This is a genomic window from Nocardioides piscis (genome assembly GCF_011300215.1).
GTDB classification, from domain to species: Bacteria; Actinomycetota; Actinomycetes; order Propionibacteriales; family Nocardioidaceae; genus Nocardioides; species Nocardioides piscis.
In genome coordinates this window covers 2,953,667-2,972,876 of sequence record NZ_CP049866.1, presented here as the reverse complement: position 1 = coordinate 2,972,876, position 19,210 = coordinate 2,953,667, and the positions used below count along the sequence as shown (strand labels likewise).

Below are 19,210 nucleotides of genomic sequence, written 5' to 3'. Positions count from 1 at the left end.
CGATCAGGGCTGGGTGGGCCAAGTCGTCACGTCGAGGTCCCAGTCCTCGATCAGGCGACGCACCTGTGGCCGATAGAGCACCCGGAGCGAGTCGAGAAGCCCCTCGGGCGGGGTCCAGGTCGCCTGGCTGCTCGACCTGGAGGGCCGATCGACGTCATGCAGCGGCACCGGGGCGAGCCCGAGCCGCGACCACACCGCGTCGACTGCGGCCTGCGGGTCGACACGGACGCTCTCATAGACCATCACGCGCAATCGCGAGCGACCGACGTGGTGCGCCCACATGGCCAGCTGATCGGCATAGAAACCGCTGAAGGACTGCACCGTGATCGGCACCGGGTAGGGCCAGGGCGACTTCGCGCGCGTCGCGGCCAGGCGCATCGCCGACATGAACCGCTCGACCGGGTCGCGCAGCAGCACCAGCACAGGGGCGTCGGGGCCAATCAGTCGCGCCGCGGTCGCCGGTGCGGACGCATGGCGCAGGTATTGCGGGGTCCAGTCGCCGCGACGCACACCATCGTCGGGGAACAGGTCGAGATAGGCAGCGGGCGGCTCGACGCCATCCCCGACCTTGTGGAGCAGGTGCTGCTCCTTCTTGCCGTTGGTGCCGAGCCCGACGTCGGGGTGCTGGATGAGCAGCTCGGTGAACCAGGTGGTCCCGGACCGCTGGGCCCCGATGCCCAGCCACGCCGGTGAGGTCATGGGCGTCACCCTAGGGGCCGGCCACCCGGGATCGGCACACCGGCCTCGTAGGGCTCGCGCGTGAGGATGAACGTGCCGACGTCGAGGTGGGAGACCGAGCCGTCCTCGCGGCGGACGACACGCAGCTCCTCCCCGGCGTGGTAGCCGGCGCTGCCGACGATCCGTCCGTCGGTGGCTGCGAAGCGCCATACCTCCACCGATCGGCGCCTCGCCACCAGGTCAGCGCCCTCGCAGGTGAAGACATGAGGCGTCGCGCCCCAGTGCCACACCCCCAGGACATCGACGAGCTCGGGCGGCACGGTCTCGGTCGGCTGCCAGACCGGAGGCAGCGCCGGCTCCCACTTCTCGAGCTCATCGAGCAGTGAGGCGCCGAAGGCAGCCACGGGCACCCCCGAGGTGCCGTTGACCAGCCCGACCACTCCGTTGTCGCGCAACCGGTCGACCAGCAGGATCGCGTGGAAGCCCGGCATCGAGCCGGTGTGTCCGACGAGGGTCCCGGCCCCACCGCGGAACATCTGGAACCCCAAGCCGTGCGCATAGGCGAGACCGGGCCTCTCCTCCCCGACTGTGGGGTGAACGCCTGGGCGAGCACGCTCGCGGGCAGCACCTCGTCGTGCCCATGGAGCAGGAAGTCGCAGTATGTCGCCAGGTCTGCCAACGTCGACCACACCTGACCGGCGGGCGCCATGGCCGCGGTGTCGGGAAGCGGCTCCGGGATCAGGACCTGCGAGTAGGGATGGACCGACCAGCCCTCGGCGTGCGCCCCGGACGCCTGGTAGGACGTGCGACTCATGCCCAGGGGTCGCAGCAGCCGCGACTCGGTCGCCTCCCACCAGGTCACTCCCCGCAGTCTCGCGACGACCTCACCGAGCAGGCCGTAGCCGAGGTTGGAGTAGTGGAAGCGGCGGTCGGGATCGAAGGCTGCAGCCGAACCGTCGTTGGCCGCGGCGAGGGCGTCGAAGTCGCCGCCGTCCGTGCGCTCCCACCACGAGCCGACGGGCTCGGCCTGGAGGCCACCGGAGTGGGCGAGCAGCTGGCGGATGCTCCGATCGGCATAGCCGACGTCGCCGAGGACCTCCGAGGCCGGCGCGTCGAGCGACAGCCTCCCCTCCTCGACCAGCTGCAGGATGAGCACGGCCGTGAACGTCTTGGTGATCGACCCGATCTTGTACTGCGTGTCGGTGACCTCACCCGGCACCTGTCCGACCCCGCACGACCAGGCCAGCCCGCCGTCCCGGACGACACCGGCCACCACGGACGGCACCCGGCCATCCGCCTGAGCCCTGGCGACGAGCCAGCGGAGCCGGTGTGCCGTCAGGTCGGAGACGGGTTCGCTCATTCGGCGAACGCCTCGGGCGGCGGACAGGCGCAGACGAGGTTGCGGTCGCCGTACGCCTGGTCGATGCGGCCCACCGGCGGCCAGTACTTGTCGGGGTCGACCCCTGTCGGGAACACCCCGACCTGTCGGGAGTAGGACCGGTCCCAGTCGCTCACGAGCGCTCGCGCGGTGTGGGGGCGTGGCGCAGCGGCGACTCCTCGGGGACCACTCCCCCGCCTGGACGCGGTCGATCTCGCCCTTGATCGCGATCATCGCCTCGCAGAACCGGTCGATCTCGGCCAGGTCCTCGGACTCGGTGGGCTCGACCATCAGGGTGCCGGCGACCGGGAACGACATCGTCGGGGCGTGGAAGCCGTAGTCGATGAGCCGCTTGGCGACGTCGTCGACGCTGACACCTGATTCCTTGGTCAGGGCACGCACGTCGAGGATGCACTCGTGGGCGACCAGACCGCCGTGGCCGCGATAGAGCACCGGGAAGTGCTCCCCCAGGCGGTGCGCGATGTAGTTGGCCGAGAGCACGGCCACCGCCGTGGCGCGGGTGAGGCCGGGCCCGCCCATGAGCCGGATGTAGGCCCACGAGATCGGCAGGATGCCCGCCGAGCCGTAGGGCGCCGCACTGATCGGCCCGATCCCCTCACGCTTGTCGACCTCGGGGTGCATCGGGTGCGAGGGCAGGTATGGCGCCAGGTGCGCCCGCACCGCGACCGGCCCGACCCCGGGGCCGCCACCACCGTGCGGGATGCAGAAGGTCTTGTGGAGGTTGAGGTGGGAGACGTCGCCGCCGAACTCACCGGGCTTGGCATAGCCGAGCAGGGCGTTGAGGTTGGCGCCGTCGACGTAGACCTGGCCACCGTGGTCGTGCACGATCCGGCACAGCTCGCTGATGGTGTCCTCGTAGGCACCATGCGTCGAGGGGTAGGTCACCATGACCGCGGCCAGTGAGTCGGCGTGCTTCTCACACTGGGCGCGCAGGTCGTCGAGGTCGACCGATCCGTCGTCGGCGCCCTTGACCACCACGACCCGCATGCCGGCCATGACCGCGGAGGCCGCGTTGGTGCCGTGGGCCGACGACGGGATCAGGCACACCGTGCGCTGCGTGTCGCCGTTGGCGAGGTGATAGCCGCGGATGGCCAGGAGTCCGGCCAGCTCGCCCTGAGAACCCGCGTTGGGCTGGATGGAGACGCGGTCATAGCCGGTCACCTCGGCCAGCCAGCCCTCGAGGTCGTCGACGAGCTTGCGATATCCGGCCGTGTCCTCGGCGGGCGCGAAGGGGTGCAGGTCGGCGAAGCCGGGGAGGCTGATCGGCTCCATCTCCGTGGTGGCGTTGAGCTTCATCGTGCACGAGCCCAACGGGATCATTCCCCGGTCGAGGGCGTAGTCGCGCGCTGAGAGGCGGCGCAGGTAGCGCAGCATCTGGGTCTCGCTGTGGTGACTGCTGAAGACCTCGTGCGTGAGGTAGTCGGAGGTGCGGGACAGTGCGGATGGCAGGCCGGACGGCGCATCGGCGACGTGCTCGGTGATCCCGAACGCCCGCAGGACGCTGGCCTCGGTGGAGTGTCCTGTCGTCTCCGAGGTGGACAGGCCGACGTGGTCGGCGTCCACGAGCCGCAGGTGCAGTCCGTGTGCCCGGGCGCTGGCGACGACGTCCTGCGCGCGGCCCGGCACCCGCACCGTGAGGGTGTCGAAGAAGGTGTCGTTGACGACCTCCACTCCCCCGGCGGCCAGGGCGGCCGCGATCCGCGCGGCGTAGTCGTGGGTCCGCTCGGCGATCGCCCGCAGCCCATCCGGCCCGTGGTAGACAGCGTACATCGACGCAACGACGGCGAGCAGGACCTGCGCCGTACAGATGTTGGACGTCGCCTTGTCCCGCCGGATGTGTTGTTCGCGGGTCTGCAGCGCCAGTCGGTAGGCCGGGCGCCTTTCTGAGTCGATCGAGACGCCGACGAGCCGACCGGGCAGGTGTCGCTCGAGTCCGGAGCTGACGGCCATGAACCCCGCGTGGGGGCCGCCGTAGAACAACGGCACCCCGAAGCGCTGCGACGATCCGACCACCACGTCGGCGCCGAGAGCACCCGGTGCCTCCAGGACGGTCAGGGCGAGCAGGTCGGCCGCGACGACCGCGAGGGCGTTGCGGGCGTGGGCTTCCTCGATCAGCGGCCGGGGGTCGAGGATCCGGCCACTGGCGCCGGGGTATTGCACCAGCAGCCCCGAGAGCTCCCCTCGGGCAGGCCGGCGTCGAGGTCCGCGACGACGACCTCGATGCCCATGGCCGTCGCCCGGGTGCGGACCACCTCGATGGTCTGCGGGAGGGCGTCGGCGTCGATCACGAACGGTCCTGCGGCGCTCTTGTTGCCCCGGCGAACCAACGTCATCGCCTCGGCGGCGGCCGTGCCCTCGTCGAGCAGGGAGGAGTTGGCGGTGGGCAGACCGGTCAGGTCACCGATGACGGTCTGGAAGTTGATCAGGGCTTCGAGTCGGCCCTGGGAGATCTCCGGCTGGTAGGGCGTGTAGGCGGTGTACCAGCTCGGGTCCTCGAGGACGTTGCGCCGGATCACGGGCGGCGTGATGGTCGCGTGATAGCCGCAGCCGATCAACGACTCAGCGGGCCGGTTGAGGCCGGCCAGCTGGCGCAGCTCCCGAGCGGCAGAGTCCTCGCTCACCGCCTCAGGAAGGTCGAGGTCCTCGGCGGCGCGGATGCCGCCGGGGACGGCCGCCGTCATCAGCGACTCCAGCGAGTCGTGCCCCAGGGTGGCCAGCATCGTCTCGATGTCGGCGGGACGCAGACCGATGTGACGATCGACGAAGGGCGAGTGCGGCGCGGACGGGTCCGTCATCTGGGGGCTCCCTGGTGCTAGCGGTCAAGGGGTGCCTCCCCTCTGTCGTCCCAGCCTGACGGCCGGATCTCCAGAGTTGCCTGCTCCACGCGGTTCTGGTGCCTGAGAGGTTCCGGGAGGATTGCCCCTTCGGCGCAACGCATGCGACCACGGGTGAACGCACCGTCGACTCTCCCGCGCGGGATCGTCAGCCGGACCAGCCTAGCGCGTCGATGGGCCTGTGACACGCACCGTTGTCAGTGGCGGTCAGCCGATCTTGCGCGCGGCACGCCGGGCGGCGAGCTCATCGCCGGGACTGGGGGTCTCGTCGGCGCTCGTGCGCTCGCTCGGCAGCTGGGCCAGGGTGCCCTCGATCTCACGCCAGACACCACCGATCGCGATGCCGAAGACGCCCTGACCACCCTGGAGGAGGTCGATGACCTCGTCGTTGCTGGTGCACTCATAGACGCTGGCACCGTCACTCATCAAGGTGACGCGAGTCAGGTCGTCGGTGCCGCGCTCGTGCAGGTGCTGGACAGCGGTCCGGATCTGCTGGAGCGAGATGCCCGCGTCGAGGAGTCGCTTGACGACCTTGAGGATCAAGATGTCGCGGAAGGAGTAGAGACGCTGCGACCCCGACCCCGTCGCGCCGCGAACAGTGGGCTCCACCAACCCGGTGCGCGCCCAGTAGTCGAGCTGGCGGTAGGTGATGCCGGCGGCATTGCAGGCGGTCGGTCCGCGGTAGCCGGTGTCGCTGGGCAACGGCGAGACGTCGTCGGTGAAGAGCAGGCCTTGTTCGCCAGCGATCTCGGCAGCCTCGGCTGCCTTCGCGGCGTCAAGCTTGTCCTGCTCGTTCTCGTTCACACCCACGGCGACCCTCCAGGTCCTACTCCGTTGAACGTAACGTCCGGGGGAAGCGGCTGCGGGGAAGGGCAACCACACGGGTGGAGTTACAACGAAGACACTTCAACGTACGGCCAGCGAGGCCCGTGGTCAATCGTGCCCGCGGCGTGTCGCAACCCTCAACCTCAGGTGGAGAGTGAGCGTCGGCAGCGCTACTGCGCCTCGAAGTCCTCGGGCGAGACATGGTCGAGGAACTCGCGAAACGCCTCGACCTCGTCCTCCTGCTCGGCGGGCACGGCCAGCCCGGCCTCGTCGAGCACACCTTCTGCACACACGATGCGCGTGCCCGTGCGCAGCGCCAGGGCGATCGAGTCGGACGGACGCGCGCTCACCTCCTGCCCGGAGGCGAAGATCAGCTCCGCGTAGAAGACACCGTCCTTGACGTCGGTGATCTGGACCTCGGTCAGCTGCTGACCGGTTGCCTCCAGGATGTCCTTGAGCAGGTCGTGCGTCAGAGGACGCGGCGGCGTCACGCCCTGCTGGGCGAAGGCAATGGCTGTCGCCTCCACCGCCCCGATCCAGATCGGCAGATAGCGCTCACCACCGGTCTCGCGCAACAGCACGATGGGCTGGTTGGAGGGCATCTCCACCCGGACTCCGACGACCTCGACTTCGCGCACGCCCCAACCCTACTCCGCGCTCCAGACCGGGCGGGGCTGCCTTCAGGAACGCCGCAGTCCGACCTTGACGAGGGTGGCGTGCAGCCGGACCGAGAGCGCGGCGATGTCGCTCACCGCCTCTTCTGCGCGGGCCTGTGCGGCGGCGTCGCGACCGCGCTTGAGCGGAGCGACCACCTGCTCCACGAGTCCCACCTCGCGGTCAACCGCCGTCTTGAAGGCCCGCAGGTGGCGGGGTTCGAGCCCGAAGTCGGCCAGCTCACGCGCGGTCTTCGCCACGATCAGGGAGTCGGTGTCGTAGTGCTTGGTCCCGGGCCGGGCCGCGACCAGGCCGAACTGCTCGAGCTGCTCGAGCAGCTCCTCGGAGATGTCGGCCACCTTGATCAGCTCACGTCGCGAGAGCCGGACCTCGCTGCTGCGTCGGAACGACTCAGGCGACGGGAGCCCGTCGCGGTCGAGGACGACCTGAGGGACGACCGGGGCGACCCCGTCGATGGCAGGGGGCTCCAGCCCACGGTCGATGGCGTCGAGGTGTTCGGCGATCACCTTGTGGGGAAGGTAGTGGTCGCGCTGGACGCGCAGGATGTAGCGGAGCCGATCCACGTCGTCGGAGGAGAACTTGCGATAGCCCGCAGGGGTCCGTTCGGGCTTGATCAAGCCCTGGTCCTCGAGGAACCGGATCTTGGAGATGGTGACTCCGGGGAAGTCCCCGCGCAGCAGATCGAGCACCTGCCCGATGTTCATCCGGGCCCGGGCGAGCGCCGGTTCAGCCACCGACTCAGCCTGCGCTGGTGAAGAACACGAGGCGGTACTTGCCGATCTGCACCTCGTCGCCGTCCGAGAGCGTGACGGAGTCGATGCGGTCGCGGTTGACGTAGGTGCCGTTGAGGCTCCCCACGTCGCTGACCGTGAAGCCACCGCCGCTGCGACGGAACTCGGCGTGCCGCCGCGACACCGTCACGTCGTCGAGGAAGATCTCGCTGTCGGGGTGTCGGCCAGCGCCCACCAGGTCGGTGTCGAGCAGGAAGCGGCTGCCGGCGCTGGGGCCGCGCTGGACGATCAGCAACGCGTGCCCGGCAGGAAGGGCGTCGACGGCCGACGCGTCGACCGGGCTCAGCTTGCGGTCCGAGGTGTCGGTCGGCGCCGGTGCTCCGAAGGTGATCGTGGCAGTGGCGTCACTGACCTCGCCTCCGGCCGACTGCGCCGCGGCGTCCTTGTCCTCGGCAAGACGCGTTCCGCACTGGGAGCAGAAGCGCGCATCGTCCGGATTCTGCTTGCCACAGGCGGTGCAGAACGGCATGAAACCTCCTCCAGGTCAGACCGGCAGCGGCGATTCTGTGACTGTGAGGTCACAGCCGGCCGGTCGTCTCGAACCTATCAGCCGGGCGTTGTCCCGGCAGGGATGTCGAACAGGTCTGGGGTGCCTCTCAGCCCTCGAGCCCGCTCTGGTAGGTGGCCGAGTCGAGCAGCCCGTCGACAGCGCCCGCATCGGCCGGCACGATCTCGAAGAGCCAGCCGGCGGCGTACGGATCGTTGTTCACGAGCTCGGGGGTGGCGTCGAGGGCGTCGTTGCGGGCGACGACCTCTCCGGTCAGCGGCGCATAGATGTCACTGACCGACTTCGTCGACTCCAGCTCCCCGCAGGTGTCGCCCGCGGTGACCTGGTCGCCCACGCTCGGAAGCGACACGTAGACGATGTCGCCCAGTGCGTCCTGGGCGAAGTGGGTGATGCCGATCCTGACCGATCCCTCGGCCTCGCCGGGGCTGCGAACCCACTCGTGCTCGGTGGTGTACTTCAAGTCGTCTGGATACACGGTCGTCTCCTTGGGGTCGGCACGGCGAGGGATCGTGGGCAGGCTACTGGGCTGTGACGCGCTCCGCATTGACGGGTCGTTCGGGGGTGCGTCGGCTCTCGATGACGAGCGCGTCGAGCTCCTCGACGTCGACCGAGGCCCCGTCGAAGTCCTCGAGCTGCTCGATCGGGCCGCTGCCGAAGGTCAGGGCGCCGTGCAGGGCGTGCGGGTCGCCGATCACGTCGATCACGTATGGCGTCTCCAGCAGCTCACCGTCGAGCTCGATACCGCCGGACGCGGCGTCGTCGAAGGCACTCTGTGCGACGACACGGTGCTTGTCGTTGAACTCGATGGCCTCTGCATCAGCGGTGCGCAGCTCCTGGACCAGGTCGAGGAGCGAGTTGAGACTTGCCCGCCCTTCGGTCTCGGTGACGGTGACGCGGATGCCCGGTCCAGTGACCGGAACCAGACCGGCGATGATGTTGAGGGTCCTGATCCGTTCCTGGGTCTGGGTCAGTGCGGCCGTGCGGCTCGTGGCATCCGACTGCAGGCTCTCCAGGTCTTCCTCCAGGCGGGCGACCTCGCTCCGCGCGCGCTCGACGGTGCCGGACTGGGCGTTGAGGATCTCGATCAGGTCCTGCTCTCGCAGCCCGGAATAGGTGGTGTCACGGTCGATGTCGCTGACCTGGACCACGGCGGAGAAACCCAGCACCGCCAGCAGGGCGCCCACGACGAGCTGTCCGCGCGAAGGGCTGCGCAGCGCATCCAGGAGCCGGTCGCGGCCCGGAGTCGACTCAGGCATGGAACAGGTGGCGACGGATGGCCGCGACGTTGGAGAAGATCCGGATGCCGAGCACGACGATGACGCCGGTCGACAGCTGCTGGCCGACGCCGAGCTGGTCGCCGAGGAAGACGATGGCAGCGGCGATCACGACGTTGCTGATGAAGGACACGACGAAGACCTTGTCGTCGAAGATCCCGTCGAGGAGGGCACGCAGCCCACCGAACACAGCGTCCAGCGCGGCCACCACCGCGATGGGGAGGTAGCGCTCGAGGCCAACAGGCACGTCGGGTGCGAAGAACAGCCCTGCGAGGACGCCCAGCAGCAGGCCGAGGGCAGCGATCACGTCGTGTCTCCTCCCTTCGTGGGTTGTGCGGAGTCGGCCAGGGGCTTGTCCGTGGTGGTCACCTCAGCATGTCTCACCACCGGTGGGGGCGCGGCAGCCAGCCGGAGCTCCTCGACATTCTGCGACACGTAGCCGAATTCGTAGGTCTCGACGCGGCCGAAGAACTGCAACCCGGAGCTCGATTCGAGCAACCCCGCCGCCAACGTGCTGCGGTCTCCGATGGCCTGGACCACGTAGGGCGCCGTCAGCGGTCGACCGTTGACGTGAACCGCTCGATTGGTGTTGCGGATCCCGCCGAGGGCGTTGATCCGCTGGTCGTTGATGGCGATGGCCTCGGCCCCTGCCGTCCACAGGCCGTTGACGAGCAGGGCCAGGTCGTCGTCGCGCACCTCGTCGTTGGGGTCGGCGTTGGGGGCGCTGCTCACCCGGATCCGAACTCCCGGGCCGCGCACGGCCACGTGGCCGGTCGACACCTCGAGCCGACGCCGACGATTCTCCAGGTCGTCCGTCTGCTCGAGGAGGTCTTCGTTGGCAGCGCTGGCAGCCACACCCTGTTCCCGCAGTGACCGCACCCGCCGCTGGAGGACCGCCACGTCGACCCGGCCGCTCTGGACCTCCTTGATCAGCGCATCGCGGCTGAGCTCGTTCACGGCTGCGTCGCGAGAGGTCTGCACGGCTGCGATCGTCGCCAGTGCCCCGAAGAGGGCCACGACGAGCGGGAGGCTCCACGGCCTCATCCGCCGGGTGGGTGGACGCCCGGCGGCCGCCCTGCCAGCGGCGACGTGGGCATAGTCCTCGTCGAGCGATCGCTCCGTGATGAGGGTCAGGAGCGGAGTGGTGACGTGCTGGGGCAGTGGCTCGCCGGGCGGGCGGTCGTCGAGGTGGACCATCGTCAGGGTCCCGCTCTCGCCATACGTCGCGGAGTGTCCCGCAGGAGCTTGCGGACCTGCCAGGCATAGAGGATCCCCGCCCACCAGTAGAGCCCGATCCCCCAGGCTGCGAACGCCCAGCCGAACACGAGGGCCATCGTGGGCAGCACTCCGCTGCCGTCTCCGAGCAGGAGCAACGGGAAGGCGTAGAGCAGGTTGAAGGTCGCGGCCTTGCCGAGGAAGTGCACGGGCAGGGCGCTGTAGCCGCGGGTGCGCAGGAGCGGCACCAGCCCCCACAGCAACAGGTCGCGCAGGGGCAGGATGATCGCGACCCACCACGGGATGACGTCGCGCAGTGCCAGCCCGACGACGACGGCGAGGATGTAGAGACGATCCGCCACCGGGTCGAGGATCTCTCCCAGCTTCGAGCGCTGGTCGAGGCGTCGCGCGAGATAGCCGTCGAGGAAGTCGGTCACCCCGGAGACCATCAGCACGACGAGGGCGAGGCCGTCGGCCTCGGGGCCCAGGACGAGCCACAGGAACAGCGGGACGCCCGCCAGCCGTGACATGCTCAGCAGGTTGGGCACCGTCCACACACGGGACTGTCCGCTCCGCTCCTGCACTGAACTGCCTGCCATCTCCGCTGCCGTGGGTCGAGGGTCTGGGGTCGGGGTCACCCTATCCAGACTCGGTCGTGCTTCCGGCCCACTCGTGGTGCGAGCCGTCGCGGATCTCGCCGACCAGCTCTTCGAGCACGTCCTCGAGCGTCACCACCCCCAGCACGGCTCCCTCCCGAGTCACCACGCGTGCCATGTGGGCACCTCGACGCTGCAGGCTCTCCAGAGCCTCGTGCAACAGGTCCTCGGGTCCGACCGTGGCGAGTGGACGCACCCACTTGTGGTCGATGCTGCGCTGCCGGCGTTCTTCGTCGCTCTCCAGCACGTCCTTGATGTGGAGATAGCCCTGGAGCGTGCCGTCGGCGGTCGCGACGGGGAACCGACTGAAACCCGTCGCGGCGCACAGTGACTCGACGTCGGCAGGCGTCGATCCTGCAAGCACGGTGGTCAGGGTGTCGACCGGCATCAGCACCGAGGTCACGACCTTCTCGGTGAAGCCCAGCGCCCCGGCGAGCCGGTCGTACTCATCGGCCGCGATCATGCCCTCGCCGCGTGACTCCTCGACCAGCGCGGCGACCTGCTCGCGGGTGTAGCTCGAGCTCACCTCGTCCGCGGGCTGGATCCCCAGCATCCGCAGGATGAGGTTGGCGGTCAGGTTGAGCACCGAGATGAAGGGGCGCAGCAGCGTGACGATGACCATCATCGGCGGGCTGAGCACGAGAGCGGCGCGGTCGGCTCCGGCGAGGGCGATGTTCTTCGGCACCATCTCGCCCAGCACCACGTGGAGATAGACCACGATCGTCATGGCGATGACGAACGACACGGGGTGCAGGGCAGCATCAGGAACGTTCAACGCGTGAAGTGCGGGCTCGAGGAGGTGGGCGACGGCCGGCTCTCCGATCGCACCCAGACCCAGCGAGCAGACCGTGATCCCGAGCTGGGCGCCGGCCATGACGAGGGAGACCTGTTCCATCGCTGCCAGGGCGGTCCGTGCTGCCCGGGAGCCTTCCTGGGCGCGGGGCTCGATCTGGCTGCGGCGGGCCGACAGGAGCGCGAACTCCGCCCCCACGAAGAAGGCGTTGAGGGCCAGCAGCACCACCGCGACCAGGACTGCGACGTAGTCAGGCACGTGGCTCCTCCCCCGTCACGACTCGCAGCTCGATCCGGTCCACCCGCAGGCCGTCCATCCGTTCCACGGTCAGGGTCGCGAGGTGCTCACGGGGCACGTCGTGGTCGGCCCGATCAGGAATGGCGACCTCGACCCTGTCGCCGGCCTCGGGAATCTTCCCGAGCTCGCGCATCACGAGACCGCCGACCGTGTCGTAGTCCTCGTGGTGCGGCAGCTCGATCCCGGTTGCGTCCTCGACCTCGTCAGGGCGGAGCAGACCGGAGAGGCTCCAGCTGCCGTCGCGACGCTGCCGGGCGCGGGTGCCGAGGCGATCGTGCTCGTCGGAGATGTCCCCGACGATCTCCTCGACGACGTCCTCGAGGGTGACCACTCCGGCGTGGCCGCCGTACTCATCCAGGACGATGGCCATCTGGAAGCCGTCACCCCGCAGCAGCGCCAGCAGCGGATCGAGCCGCAGGCTGTCGGGCACCACGGTCGGCTTGACCATGATGTGCTTGATCCGGGTGGTGGCCCGCTCGTGCACGGGCAGCGCGACGGCGTGCTTGACGTGGACAGTGCCCACCACGACGTCCTCGGCGTCCAGCACCGGGAACCGCGAGATCCCCGTCTGCCGGGTGAGCTCGATGACCGCAGACGCGCGCTCGGTCTCGTCGATGGTGGTCGTGCGCACCCGCGGCGTCATGATCTCGCCCGCGGTGCGGGTGCCGAACTCGACGCTGCGCTCCATCAGCTCGGCGGTCTCCGGGTCGAGGGTCCCCTGGTCTGCGGAACGCTGCACGAGCGAGGCGAGCTCCTCGGAGCTGCGGGCCGAGCGGAGCTCCTCCTGCGGTTCGATCCCGAGGCGGCGTACGAGGGCGTTGGCCGAACCGTTGAGACCCCGGATCGGCCACTTGTTGATCGCGGTGAAGCCGCGCATGAACCGTTGGGTCCGGCGCGCGGTCTCCAACGGGAGCGCGAGCGCGACGTTCTTCGGCACCATCTCGCCGAAGAGCATCGTCAGGATCGTGCCCAGGGTCAGACCGATCCCGACCGCCACCGGGGACACCCACGACTCCGGGACCCCGACGGTGGTCAGTGGGCCGTCGACCAGCTGAGCGATCGCTGGCTCGGCCAGGAAGCCGATGGCCAGGTTGGTCAGGGTGATGCCCACCTGCGCGCCCGAGAGCTGGGTCGAGAGCGTTCGCAGCGCCCGCTGGACGCCCTGCGCCCCCGCGTCACCCGAGGCCGCCGCGCGCTCGACGCTCACACGGTCGACGGTGACGAGCGAGAACTCCGCTGCGACGAAAAGCCCGCAGATGGCCACCAGGAGCAGCGACACGAGCAGGAGCAGCCACGGAGTCACACCTCAGCCTAAGGGAGCAGGGCCAGCCATCGGACGAGCAGGGGCCAGTCGTCCCGCTTTGGGGACTCATGACACTGCCCCTACCCTGATCGCTCTGGCCGGGGCGATCCGAAGGACACGATGCAGGCGTGGGTGCGTGGCGCGTTCGGCGCCCTGATGATGCTGCTCGTCGTCGCATCGGCGATCACCGGCGCCGACCAGGTCACCAGTGCCCCCACCGCCGTCCAGGCTGCGTCGGGCTCGGTGCTGACCGGGCCTCCTGAGTCGCGTCCCAACATCGTCTTCGTGATGGCCGACGACATGCGCGACGACGACATCAGGTGGATGCCGCACACCCGCGAGCTGCTGGCGGAGCGTGGGATGGATCTCACGGACGCGATCTCGCCCCACCCGCTCTGCTGTCCGGCCCGCGCGCAGCTCCTCACCGGGCAGTACGCACAGAACAACGGTGTGCAGCACAACGCCGGACCCTTCGGCGGCTTCCAGGCCCTGGACCCGGCACAGGAGATCAGTGCCTGGTTCAAACGGGCGGGCTACCAGACCGGCTTCATCGGCAAGTTCCTCAACGGCTACTCCGCCGACGACGTGCGCCCTGCGGGCTGGAACCGTTGGGACCCGTTGAGCGCCGGGGTCTATGACTACTTCGACTTCGCCTTCGAGAACGACGGCGATCCCGAGATCTTCCGCGACAGCTATGTCACCGCCGTCATCGCGGCACGCACCAACGACACCGTCCGGGAGTTCGCGCGCAGCGACGAGCCGTTCCTCGTCTATTCATGGCACCTCGGTCCCCACTACCGGATCACTCCTCGGGGGCGGGCCGTCCCACCGCCGGCAGCTCCCGAGGACAAGGGGACCTACGCCGACGAGCTGCCCCCATCCTTCGAGACCGGGTCCTTCAACGAGCCTGACGTCCTCGACCAGCCGCGGCCCTTCCGCCTGCGCAGGCTCGCCGACGAGGCCGACGTGGTCACCGAGCACCGCGCGCGCCTGCGCTCGCTGCAGTCGGTGGATCGCGCCGTGGCCTCGTTGGTCGAGACGTTGCGCAGCACCGGAGAGCTGAACGACACGGTGATCGTCTTCACCTCAGACAACGGCTATTCGCTCGGCGAGCACCGCTTCCTGGGCAAGAACGTGCTGACCCGGGAGGTGCTCGACGTGCCCCTGCTCGTCCGTGGCCCGGGCGTCGAGCACGGGACCTCCGACCTCCCTGTCACCCTGGTGGACGTGCCGGCGACGTTGACCTCGCTGGCCGGGGTGCAGCCGGGGTGGCAGCTGGACGGCTCCTCGTTCGTGCCGTCGCTGCACGGCCAGGACCAGCCCTTCCGGGACACGACTCTCGTGCAGACCGGGGACGACGGCGGAGACGGGTGGGCCTACCGCGGGGTTCGCACCGACCGCTACCTCTACGGCGTCAACGGCTCGGACGGGTTTCTCTACGACGACCTGCTCGATCCCGCGCAGCAGGTCAACCGCTACGACGACCCGGCCTACTACGAGATCCGGGCGCGGCTCGAGCAGCGCCGCCGTGCACTGCTCAGTTGCCAGGGTGAGGCCTGCAACCGCACGTTCGGGCTCCTGCCCGACCCGACCTGATGCTGGGAACGGTTCGCGGCTGGGGTATGGTTTCGCTCGCTCAGCGCGTCGGCTCGCCGTCTGCATCTGGGTGTTCGGGCTGTAGCGCAGCTTGGTAGCGCACTTGACTGGGGGTCAAGGGGTCGCAGGTTCAAATCCTGTCAGCCCGACCGAAGAAATCGCCTCTGACCTGCGGAAACGCGGGTCAGAGGCGATCTCAACGTGAGGACCTGACGACGAGGTCCAGGAAGTCACCCGTGGTGAGTCCAGCCTCGAGCTCGTGCCTGAAGTGTTCGGCTCGGTTGACGGCATAACGGTTGCGCCGACCGACCTTCTCCTTGGCCACGTAGCCCTGCGACACCAGGTCACCGACGATCTGCTGCACAGCTCGCTCGGTGATCCCCACCGCATCTGCGATGTCTCGCATGCGCGCCTCAGGGTCGATGGCGAGCGAGACCAGCACGTGCCCGTGGTTGGACAGGAAGGTCCACTCGGTCTGGCTCACAGGAAGCAAGCTACGCGAGTCGGCGTTCGCATGATCCCGGCTCACGACCGGGCCGGTTCGTCGATACGCGTGGGCTGGTCGTCGCGCGTCGCGCGCAGGCTGGCGACGACGGCGATGGTGATGCTGGTCGAGATCACGAGCAAGGAGAGCCAGATCGGGATCTTGTAGACGTCGAGCAGGAGCATCTTGACGCCGACGAAGACCAGGATGGCGGCGAGGCCCGCCTTGAGGTAGATGAACCGGTGGATGAGGTCCGCGAGCAGGAAGTACATCGCCCGGAGGCCGAGGATGGCGAAGGCGTTGCTGGTGAACACCAGGAACGGTTCCTGGGTCACGGCGAAGATCGCGGGGATGGAGTCGACGGCGAAGATGATGTCGGTCGTCTCGACCATGACCAGGACGAAGAACAGCGGCGTGGCCACCCACTTGCCGGCCCGCTTGACCCAGAACCTCTGCCCGTCGTACTCATCGGTGGACGGGATGCGCTTCCGGGCCCACCGCAGCACCGGGTTGCGAGAGGGGTCGAGCTGGTCGTCGCGGTGGCTGAACATCTTCCAGCCGGTGTAGACCAGGAACGCGCCGAACAGGTAGAGGATCCAGGCGAAGTTCTCGATCAGCACCACGCCACCCGCGATGAAGATCGCTCGGAACACCAGGGCGCCGAGCACGCCGTAGAACAGGACGCGGTGCTGGTATTCCCGCGGCACCGCGAAGTAGGTGAAGATCAGCGCGAACACGAAGACGTTGTCGACTGCCAGCGACTTCTCGATCAGGTAGCCGGCGAAGTATTCGCCGCCGGCTTGGGAGCCGTAGGTCCACCAGACCACACCACCGAAGGCCAGACCGAGGCTGACCCAGACAGCCGACCAGATCGCCGCTTCCTTCACCGAGACGACGTGTGCCTCGCGGTGTGCGAACAAGTCGACGGCGAGCATCGCCACGATGACCGCAAGCACCGCGGCCCAGGCCCAAACGGGGACATCCATTGCTCAGAACCTCCATCTGCCCGCATGCAGCGGGCCATGGAGGTCTCCCCCACCGCGCGGACACGATGTGCCCAGGTCCACGCGGTCGGCGCACCGGGCCGGGCAGGGCCGACCGGAGTGACGATGACGCCGTGAGTGGGGTACTCCCCTCGTGCGAGACATCATTCACGAATCACGCTTCGTATGTCAAGCCGGCGGGTCAGCCCAGCCAGGTGATCGACCCGTCCACGCGCGCCACGGCCCCGTTGGCGACCTCGACCCAGGGCGCCTCGTGCGGAGCCACACCCATGAGGTGGGAGACCGCGGACCGGATCGCGTCGCCGTGCGAGACCAGCACCGTCACGCTGTCGTGGTCCTCGGCCACCTCGCCCAGCACGGCGGCAAGCCGGTCGTGGACGTCCATCATCGACTCCCCACCGGCCACCGGGAGGGTCGGATCGGCCCAGTCGTGCGCCTCCGCGGCCGCCCAGGTCTCGTCATACCCCCGTCCCTCGAGCCGGCCGAGGTGCTGCTCACGCAGGCGCGGGTCGAGCGCCAGGGCCACCCCGAGGACGTCGCCCACGACCTCGGCGGTCTCGACCGCGCGCACCAGGTCGCTCGTGACGAGCCGGGTGACCGGTCGGCAGGCCAGGTCGTCGCTGATCAGCGATGCGGCGCGGCTTGCCTGCTCACGGCCCAACATCGTGAGCCTCGGGTGGGAGGTCTGTCCCTGGGTCAAGCGCCGGACGTTCCACTCCGACTGGCCATGACGGACGAGGTAGACCAGATGAGTCACGGCCGGGAGTCTGCCGCACGTGTCAGTAGTCTCGGCGGGTGCCCGAGCCCACCACCCGTGCCCTGCCTGCCGCCGGCACGCACGGGGGTGACGGGCCGGCAGTGGCCCGGGCGCTGGGGCTCGACCCGAGCGACCTGCTGGACCTCTCGCAGAACCTCAATCCCTTCGCCGCCGACGTCTCAGCGCTGGTGACCCGCCACCTGAACACGCTCGGCCACTACCCCGACGACGGGCCGGCGACCAGGCTCCTGGCCCAGGCGCTGGACGTTGACCCGACGCGGCTGCTGCTGACCAACGGTGGCAGCGAGGCGATCGCTCTCCTCATCGCCGAGTACGGCGGGCAGGTGCTCGGTGAGCCGGAGTTCGCCCTGCACCCGCGCAGTAACCACGGGCCCGTGTGGCGCAGCAACCCGCACAGCCCGACCGGCAGGCTGGCAGGCGCCGAGGAGCACGCCGACATCTGGGACGAGGCGTTCCATGCGCTGGCCACCGGCCGTTGGACTGCGGGGCGTGCGGGCCTGGTCGTCGGTTCTCTGACCAAGACCTTCGCCTGTCCGGGACTGCGACTCGGCTATGTGCTCGTCGAGGACCCGGTCGACCTGGTCCGGGTGCGTCGCCACCAGCCGCACTGGTCGACCAGCGCCCTCTCTCTGGCGGTGCTGCCGGACCTGCTCGGGTCTGCAGACCTGCCCAGCTGGTCGGCGCAGATCAGCGACGCACGCGACGACCTGGTGGCGCTGCTGCGTGGCTATGACCTCGAGGTGACCCACGGCGCAGCACCCTGGGTGCTGGTCGACCGGCCGGCGCTTCGCGAGGCCCTGGCACCGCACGGAGCCCTGGTCCGCGACTGCACGAGCTTCGGCATGCCGGGTGTCGCGCGCATCGCCGTACCACATCCGGAACAGCTGGGCAGACTCGATCGTGCCCTCGCGCTCGCCCTGGACCCCCCGGCGACCTGAGTCCTCGTTGGGTGTAACTTTCGCGGCGTCTTGAAGACGAAGTCCGGTGAGAGTCCGGCACTGTCCCGCAACGGTCAAGCCACCAGAACCTGGTGGACAAGTCCGGTCGACCTTCACGACGTGAACCGCATCGCCCTCGAGGACAGGGGTGGGTTCGTCCGGCAATGACGTCGTGCGATCGCTTCCTCCTCGATCAACCAGGAGGAACGTTGAACCACATCCGACCCGTGCCCGCCGCCTTGTTCTTGGCCGCCTCGCTCGCCCTCACCGGCTGCAGCCAAGCCAGCTCGTCCGAGGCCTCCAGTGCGTCCGAGGACGCCACGACTTCTGCCTCGGCCGCCGACTTCCCGGTGACGATCGACGCCGCCAACGGCGAGGTCACGCTCGACTCGCGGCCCGAGCGCATCGTCTCCCTCTCCCCCTCGGCCACCGAGATCCTCTTCGCCATCGGCGCTGGGGACCAGGTGATCGCCGCAGACGAATACTCGACCTATCCGGCGGAGGCACCGACCACCGACCTGTCGGCGTACGACCCGAACGTCGAGGCCATCGCCGGCTACGAGCCCGACCTCGTCGTGATCGCCAACGACACCAACGGCATCGTCGGCGCGCTGGCCAAGCTCGACATCCCGACCATCGTCAACGAGGCTCCGGCCACCGTCGAGGACGGCTATGACGGGGTGGCGGCCCTCGGTATGGCCACCGGTCACGTCGACGAGACCGCGGAGGTCGTGGCCGACATGCGGGCCGAGGTCGACGAGGGGCTGGCAGCCGCTCCCCAGGACCGCTTGCGGATCTATCACGAGCTCGACGAGAAGCTCTATGCCGCCAGCTCGCACAGCTTCATCGGATCGGTGTACGACTCGCTCGGTGCGACCAACGTCGCCGACGCGGCCGACAAGCAGAAGAGCGGTTATCCGCAGCTGACCGAGGAGGCGGTGATCGCCGCCGATCCCGAGCTGATCGTGATCACCGACCAGGTCAGCTACACCGCCGACGACGTGGCGAACCGGCCCGGATGGGAGAACGTCAGCGCCGTCAGGAACGGCAACATCGTCACCGTCGACGCCGACATCTCCTCACGCTGGGGGCCGAGGCTGCCGCAGCTGATCGAGTCGATCGCCGACGCCATGGCCTCGGTCAAGACGCCAGTCGGCTGAGC

General features: G+C 69.1%; 19 protein-coding genes, 1 tRNA gene, 2 pseudogenes and 2 riboswitches. Of the genes and pseudogenes, 4 read left to right on the top strand and 18 right to left on the bottom strand.

Going from position 1 to position 19,210, the window contains the following annotated elements:
- Nucleotides 1-3: 3 nt before the first annotated feature.
- From G7071_RS14585 to G7071_RS14520, 15 genes and pseudogenes are all read right to left on the bottom strand, one after another.
- On the bottom strand, nt 4-699 hold the full coding sequence (locus tag G7071_RS14585; RefSeq protein ID WP_166319941.1) for a sulfotransferase: 696 nt from the start codon (nt 697-699) through the stop codon (nt 4-6).
- A gap of 5 nt (nt 700-704) precedes the next feature.
- Nucleotides 705-1,169, bottom strand: coding sequence for a DUF7586 domain-containing protein (locus tag G7071_RS20065; RefSeq protein ID WP_425489431.1), 465 nt, complete (start codon nt 1,167-1,169; stop codon nt 705-707).
- Between the two features lie 110 nt (nt 1,170-1,279).
- Nucleotides 1,280-1,933 (bottom strand): annotated as a pseudogene (locus G7071_RS20060) (serine hydrolase domain-containing protein); the annotation flags it as partial.
- 101 nt (nt 1,934-2,034) lie between these two features.
- Nucleotides 2,035-4,872: pseudogene (gene gcvP, locus G7071_RS20055) on the bottom strand (aminomethyl-transferring glycine dehydrogenase).
- An 80-nt stretch (nt 4,873-4,952) separates the two neighbouring features.
- Nucleotides 4,953-5,059, bottom strand: a riboswitch (glycine riboswitch).
- A 59-nt stretch (nt 5,060-5,118) separates the two neighbouring features.
- Complete coding sequence (locus tag G7071_RS14570) at nt 5,119-5,715, bottom strand: MerR family transcriptional regulator (RefSeq protein WP_166321167.1); 597 nt, start codon at nt 5,713-5,715, stop codon at nt 5,119-5,121.
- Nucleotides 5,716-5,906: 191 nt separating this feature from the next.
- A complete protein-coding gene (locus G7071_RS14565; RefSeq protein WP_166319937.1) occupies nt 5,907-6,374 on the bottom strand; it encodes a bifunctional nuclease family protein in 468 nt (155 codons plus the stop codon).
- A 42-nt stretch (nt 6,375-6,416) separates the two neighbouring features.
- On the bottom strand, nt 6,417-7,145 hold the full coding sequence (ftsR, locus tag G7071_RS14560; RefSeq protein ID WP_246210039.1) for a transcriptional regulator FtsR: 729 nt from the start codon (nt 7,143-7,145) through the stop codon (nt 6,417-6,419).
- 4 nt (nt 7,146-7,149) lie between these two features.
- Nucleotides 7,150-7,671 carry a zinc-ribbon and FHA domain-containing protein gene (locus G7071_RS14555; protein WP_166319935.1) on the bottom strand — a complete coding sequence of 174 codons (522 nt, stop codon included), beginning with the start codon at nt 7,669-7,671 and terminating at the stop codon, nt 7,150-7,152.
- A gap of 127 nt (nt 7,672-7,798) precedes the next feature.
- Complete coding sequence (gcvH, locus tag G7071_RS14550; protein ID WP_246210038.1) at nt 7,799-8,185, bottom strand: glycine cleavage system protein GcvH; 387 nt, start codon at nt 8,183-8,185, stop codon at nt 7,799-7,801.
- Nucleotides 8,186-8,228: 43 nt separating this feature from the next.
- Nucleotides 8,229-8,966 (bottom strand): DUF881 domain-containing protein, encoded by a 738-nt coding sequence (locus tag G7071_RS14545; RefSeq protein WP_166319931.1) that lies wholly within the window; start codon nt 8,964-8,966, stop codon nt 8,229-8,231.
- Nucleotides 8,959-9,291, bottom strand: coding sequence for a small basic family protein (locus G7071_RS14540; RefSeq protein ID WP_166319929.1), 333 nt, complete (start codon nt 9,289-9,291; stop codon nt 8,959-8,961). Before G7071_RS14540 ends, G7071_RS14545 begins: the two co-directional genes overlap by 8 nt.
- Nucleotides 9,288-10,181, bottom strand: coding sequence for a DUF881 domain-containing protein (locus G7071_RS14535; RefSeq protein ID WP_166319927.1), 894 nt, complete (start codon nt 10,179-10,181; stop codon nt 9,288-9,290). Before G7071_RS14535 ends, G7071_RS14540 begins: the two co-directional genes overlap by 4 nt.
- A 2-nt stretch (nt 10,182-10,183) precedes the next feature.
- Nucleotides 10,184-10,729 (bottom strand): cardiolipin synthase ClsA, encoded by a 546-nt coding sequence (clsA, locus tag G7071_RS14530; protein ID WP_425489397.1) that lies wholly within the window; start codon nt 10,727-10,729, stop codon nt 10,184-10,186.
- Between the two features lie 109 nt (nt 10,730-10,838).
- Nucleotides 10,839-11,906 (bottom strand): hemolysin family protein, encoded by a 1,068-nt coding sequence (locus G7071_RS14525; RefSeq protein WP_166319923.1) that lies wholly within the window; start codon nt 11,904-11,906, stop codon nt 10,839-10,841.
- Nucleotides 11,899-13,248, bottom strand: coding sequence for a hemolysin family protein (locus G7071_RS14520; protein ID WP_166319921.1), 1,350 nt, complete (start codon nt 13,246-13,248; stop codon nt 11,899-11,901). Before G7071_RS14520 ends, G7071_RS14525 begins: the two co-directional genes overlap by 8 nt.
- 120 nt (nt 13,249-13,368) lie before the next feature.
- Between G7071_RS14520 and G7071_RS14515 the strand changes: the two genes are divergently transcribed.
- Together G7071_RS14515 and G7071_RS14510 are read left to right on the top strand one after the other, a co-directional pair.
- Nucleotides 13,369-14,844, top strand: coding sequence for a sulfatase family protein (locus G7071_RS14515; RefSeq protein ID WP_166319919.1), 1,476 nt, complete (start codon nt 13,369-13,371; stop codon nt 14,842-14,844).
- A 75-nt stretch (nt 14,845-14,919) separates the two neighbouring features.
- Nucleotides 14,920-14,993, top strand: a tRNA-Pro gene (locus G7071_RS14510).
- Nucleotides 14,994-15,040: 47 nt separating this feature from the next.
- Here the strand turns inward: G7071_RS14510 and G7071_RS14505 are convergent.
- The 3 genes from G7071_RS14505 to G7071_RS14495 all read right to left on the bottom strand — a co-directional run bounded on the left by G7071_RS14505 (nt 15,041) and on the right by G7071_RS14495 (nt 17,089).
- The gene (locus tag G7071_RS14505; RefSeq protein WP_206062820.1) at nt 15,041-15,328 is read right to left on the bottom strand and encodes a helix-turn-helix transcriptional regulator; all 288 of its coding nucleotides are present in this window, start codon (nt 15,326-15,328) and stop codon (nt 15,041-15,043) included.
- 41 nt (nt 15,329-15,369) lie between these two features.
- Entirely contained in the window at nt 15,370-16,314 is a 945-nt protein-coding gene (locus G7071_RS14500; RefSeq protein ID WP_166319917.1) for a TerC family protein, read from the bottom strand.
- A 199-nt stretch (nt 16,315-16,513) separates the two neighbouring features.
- Complete coding sequence (locus G7071_RS14495; protein WP_166319915.1) at nt 16,514-17,089, bottom strand: histidine phosphatase family protein; 576 nt, start codon at nt 17,087-17,089, stop codon at nt 16,514-16,516.
- 38 nt (nt 17,090-17,127) lie between these two features.
- Here G7071_RS14495 and G7071_RS14490 point away from each other — a divergent pair, with 38 nt between their 5' ends.
- A complete protein-coding gene (locus tag G7071_RS14490; RefSeq protein ID WP_166319913.1) occupies nt 17,128-18,048 on the top strand; it encodes an aminotransferase class I/II-fold pyridoxal phosphate-dependent enzyme in 921 nt (306 codons plus the stop codon).
- Between the two features lie 11 nt (nt 18,049-18,059).
- Nucleotides 18,060-18,208, top strand: a riboswitch (adenosylcobalamin (AdoCbl) riboswitch).
- Between the two features lie 49 nt (nt 18,209-18,257).
- The gene (locus G7071_RS14485; RefSeq protein WP_206062819.1) at nt 18,258-19,208 is read left to right on the top strand and encodes an ABC transporter substrate-binding protein; all 951 of its coding nucleotides are present in this window, start codon (nt 18,258-18,260) and stop codon (nt 19,206-19,208) included.
- Nucleotides 19,209-19,210: the final 2 nt, after the last annotated feature.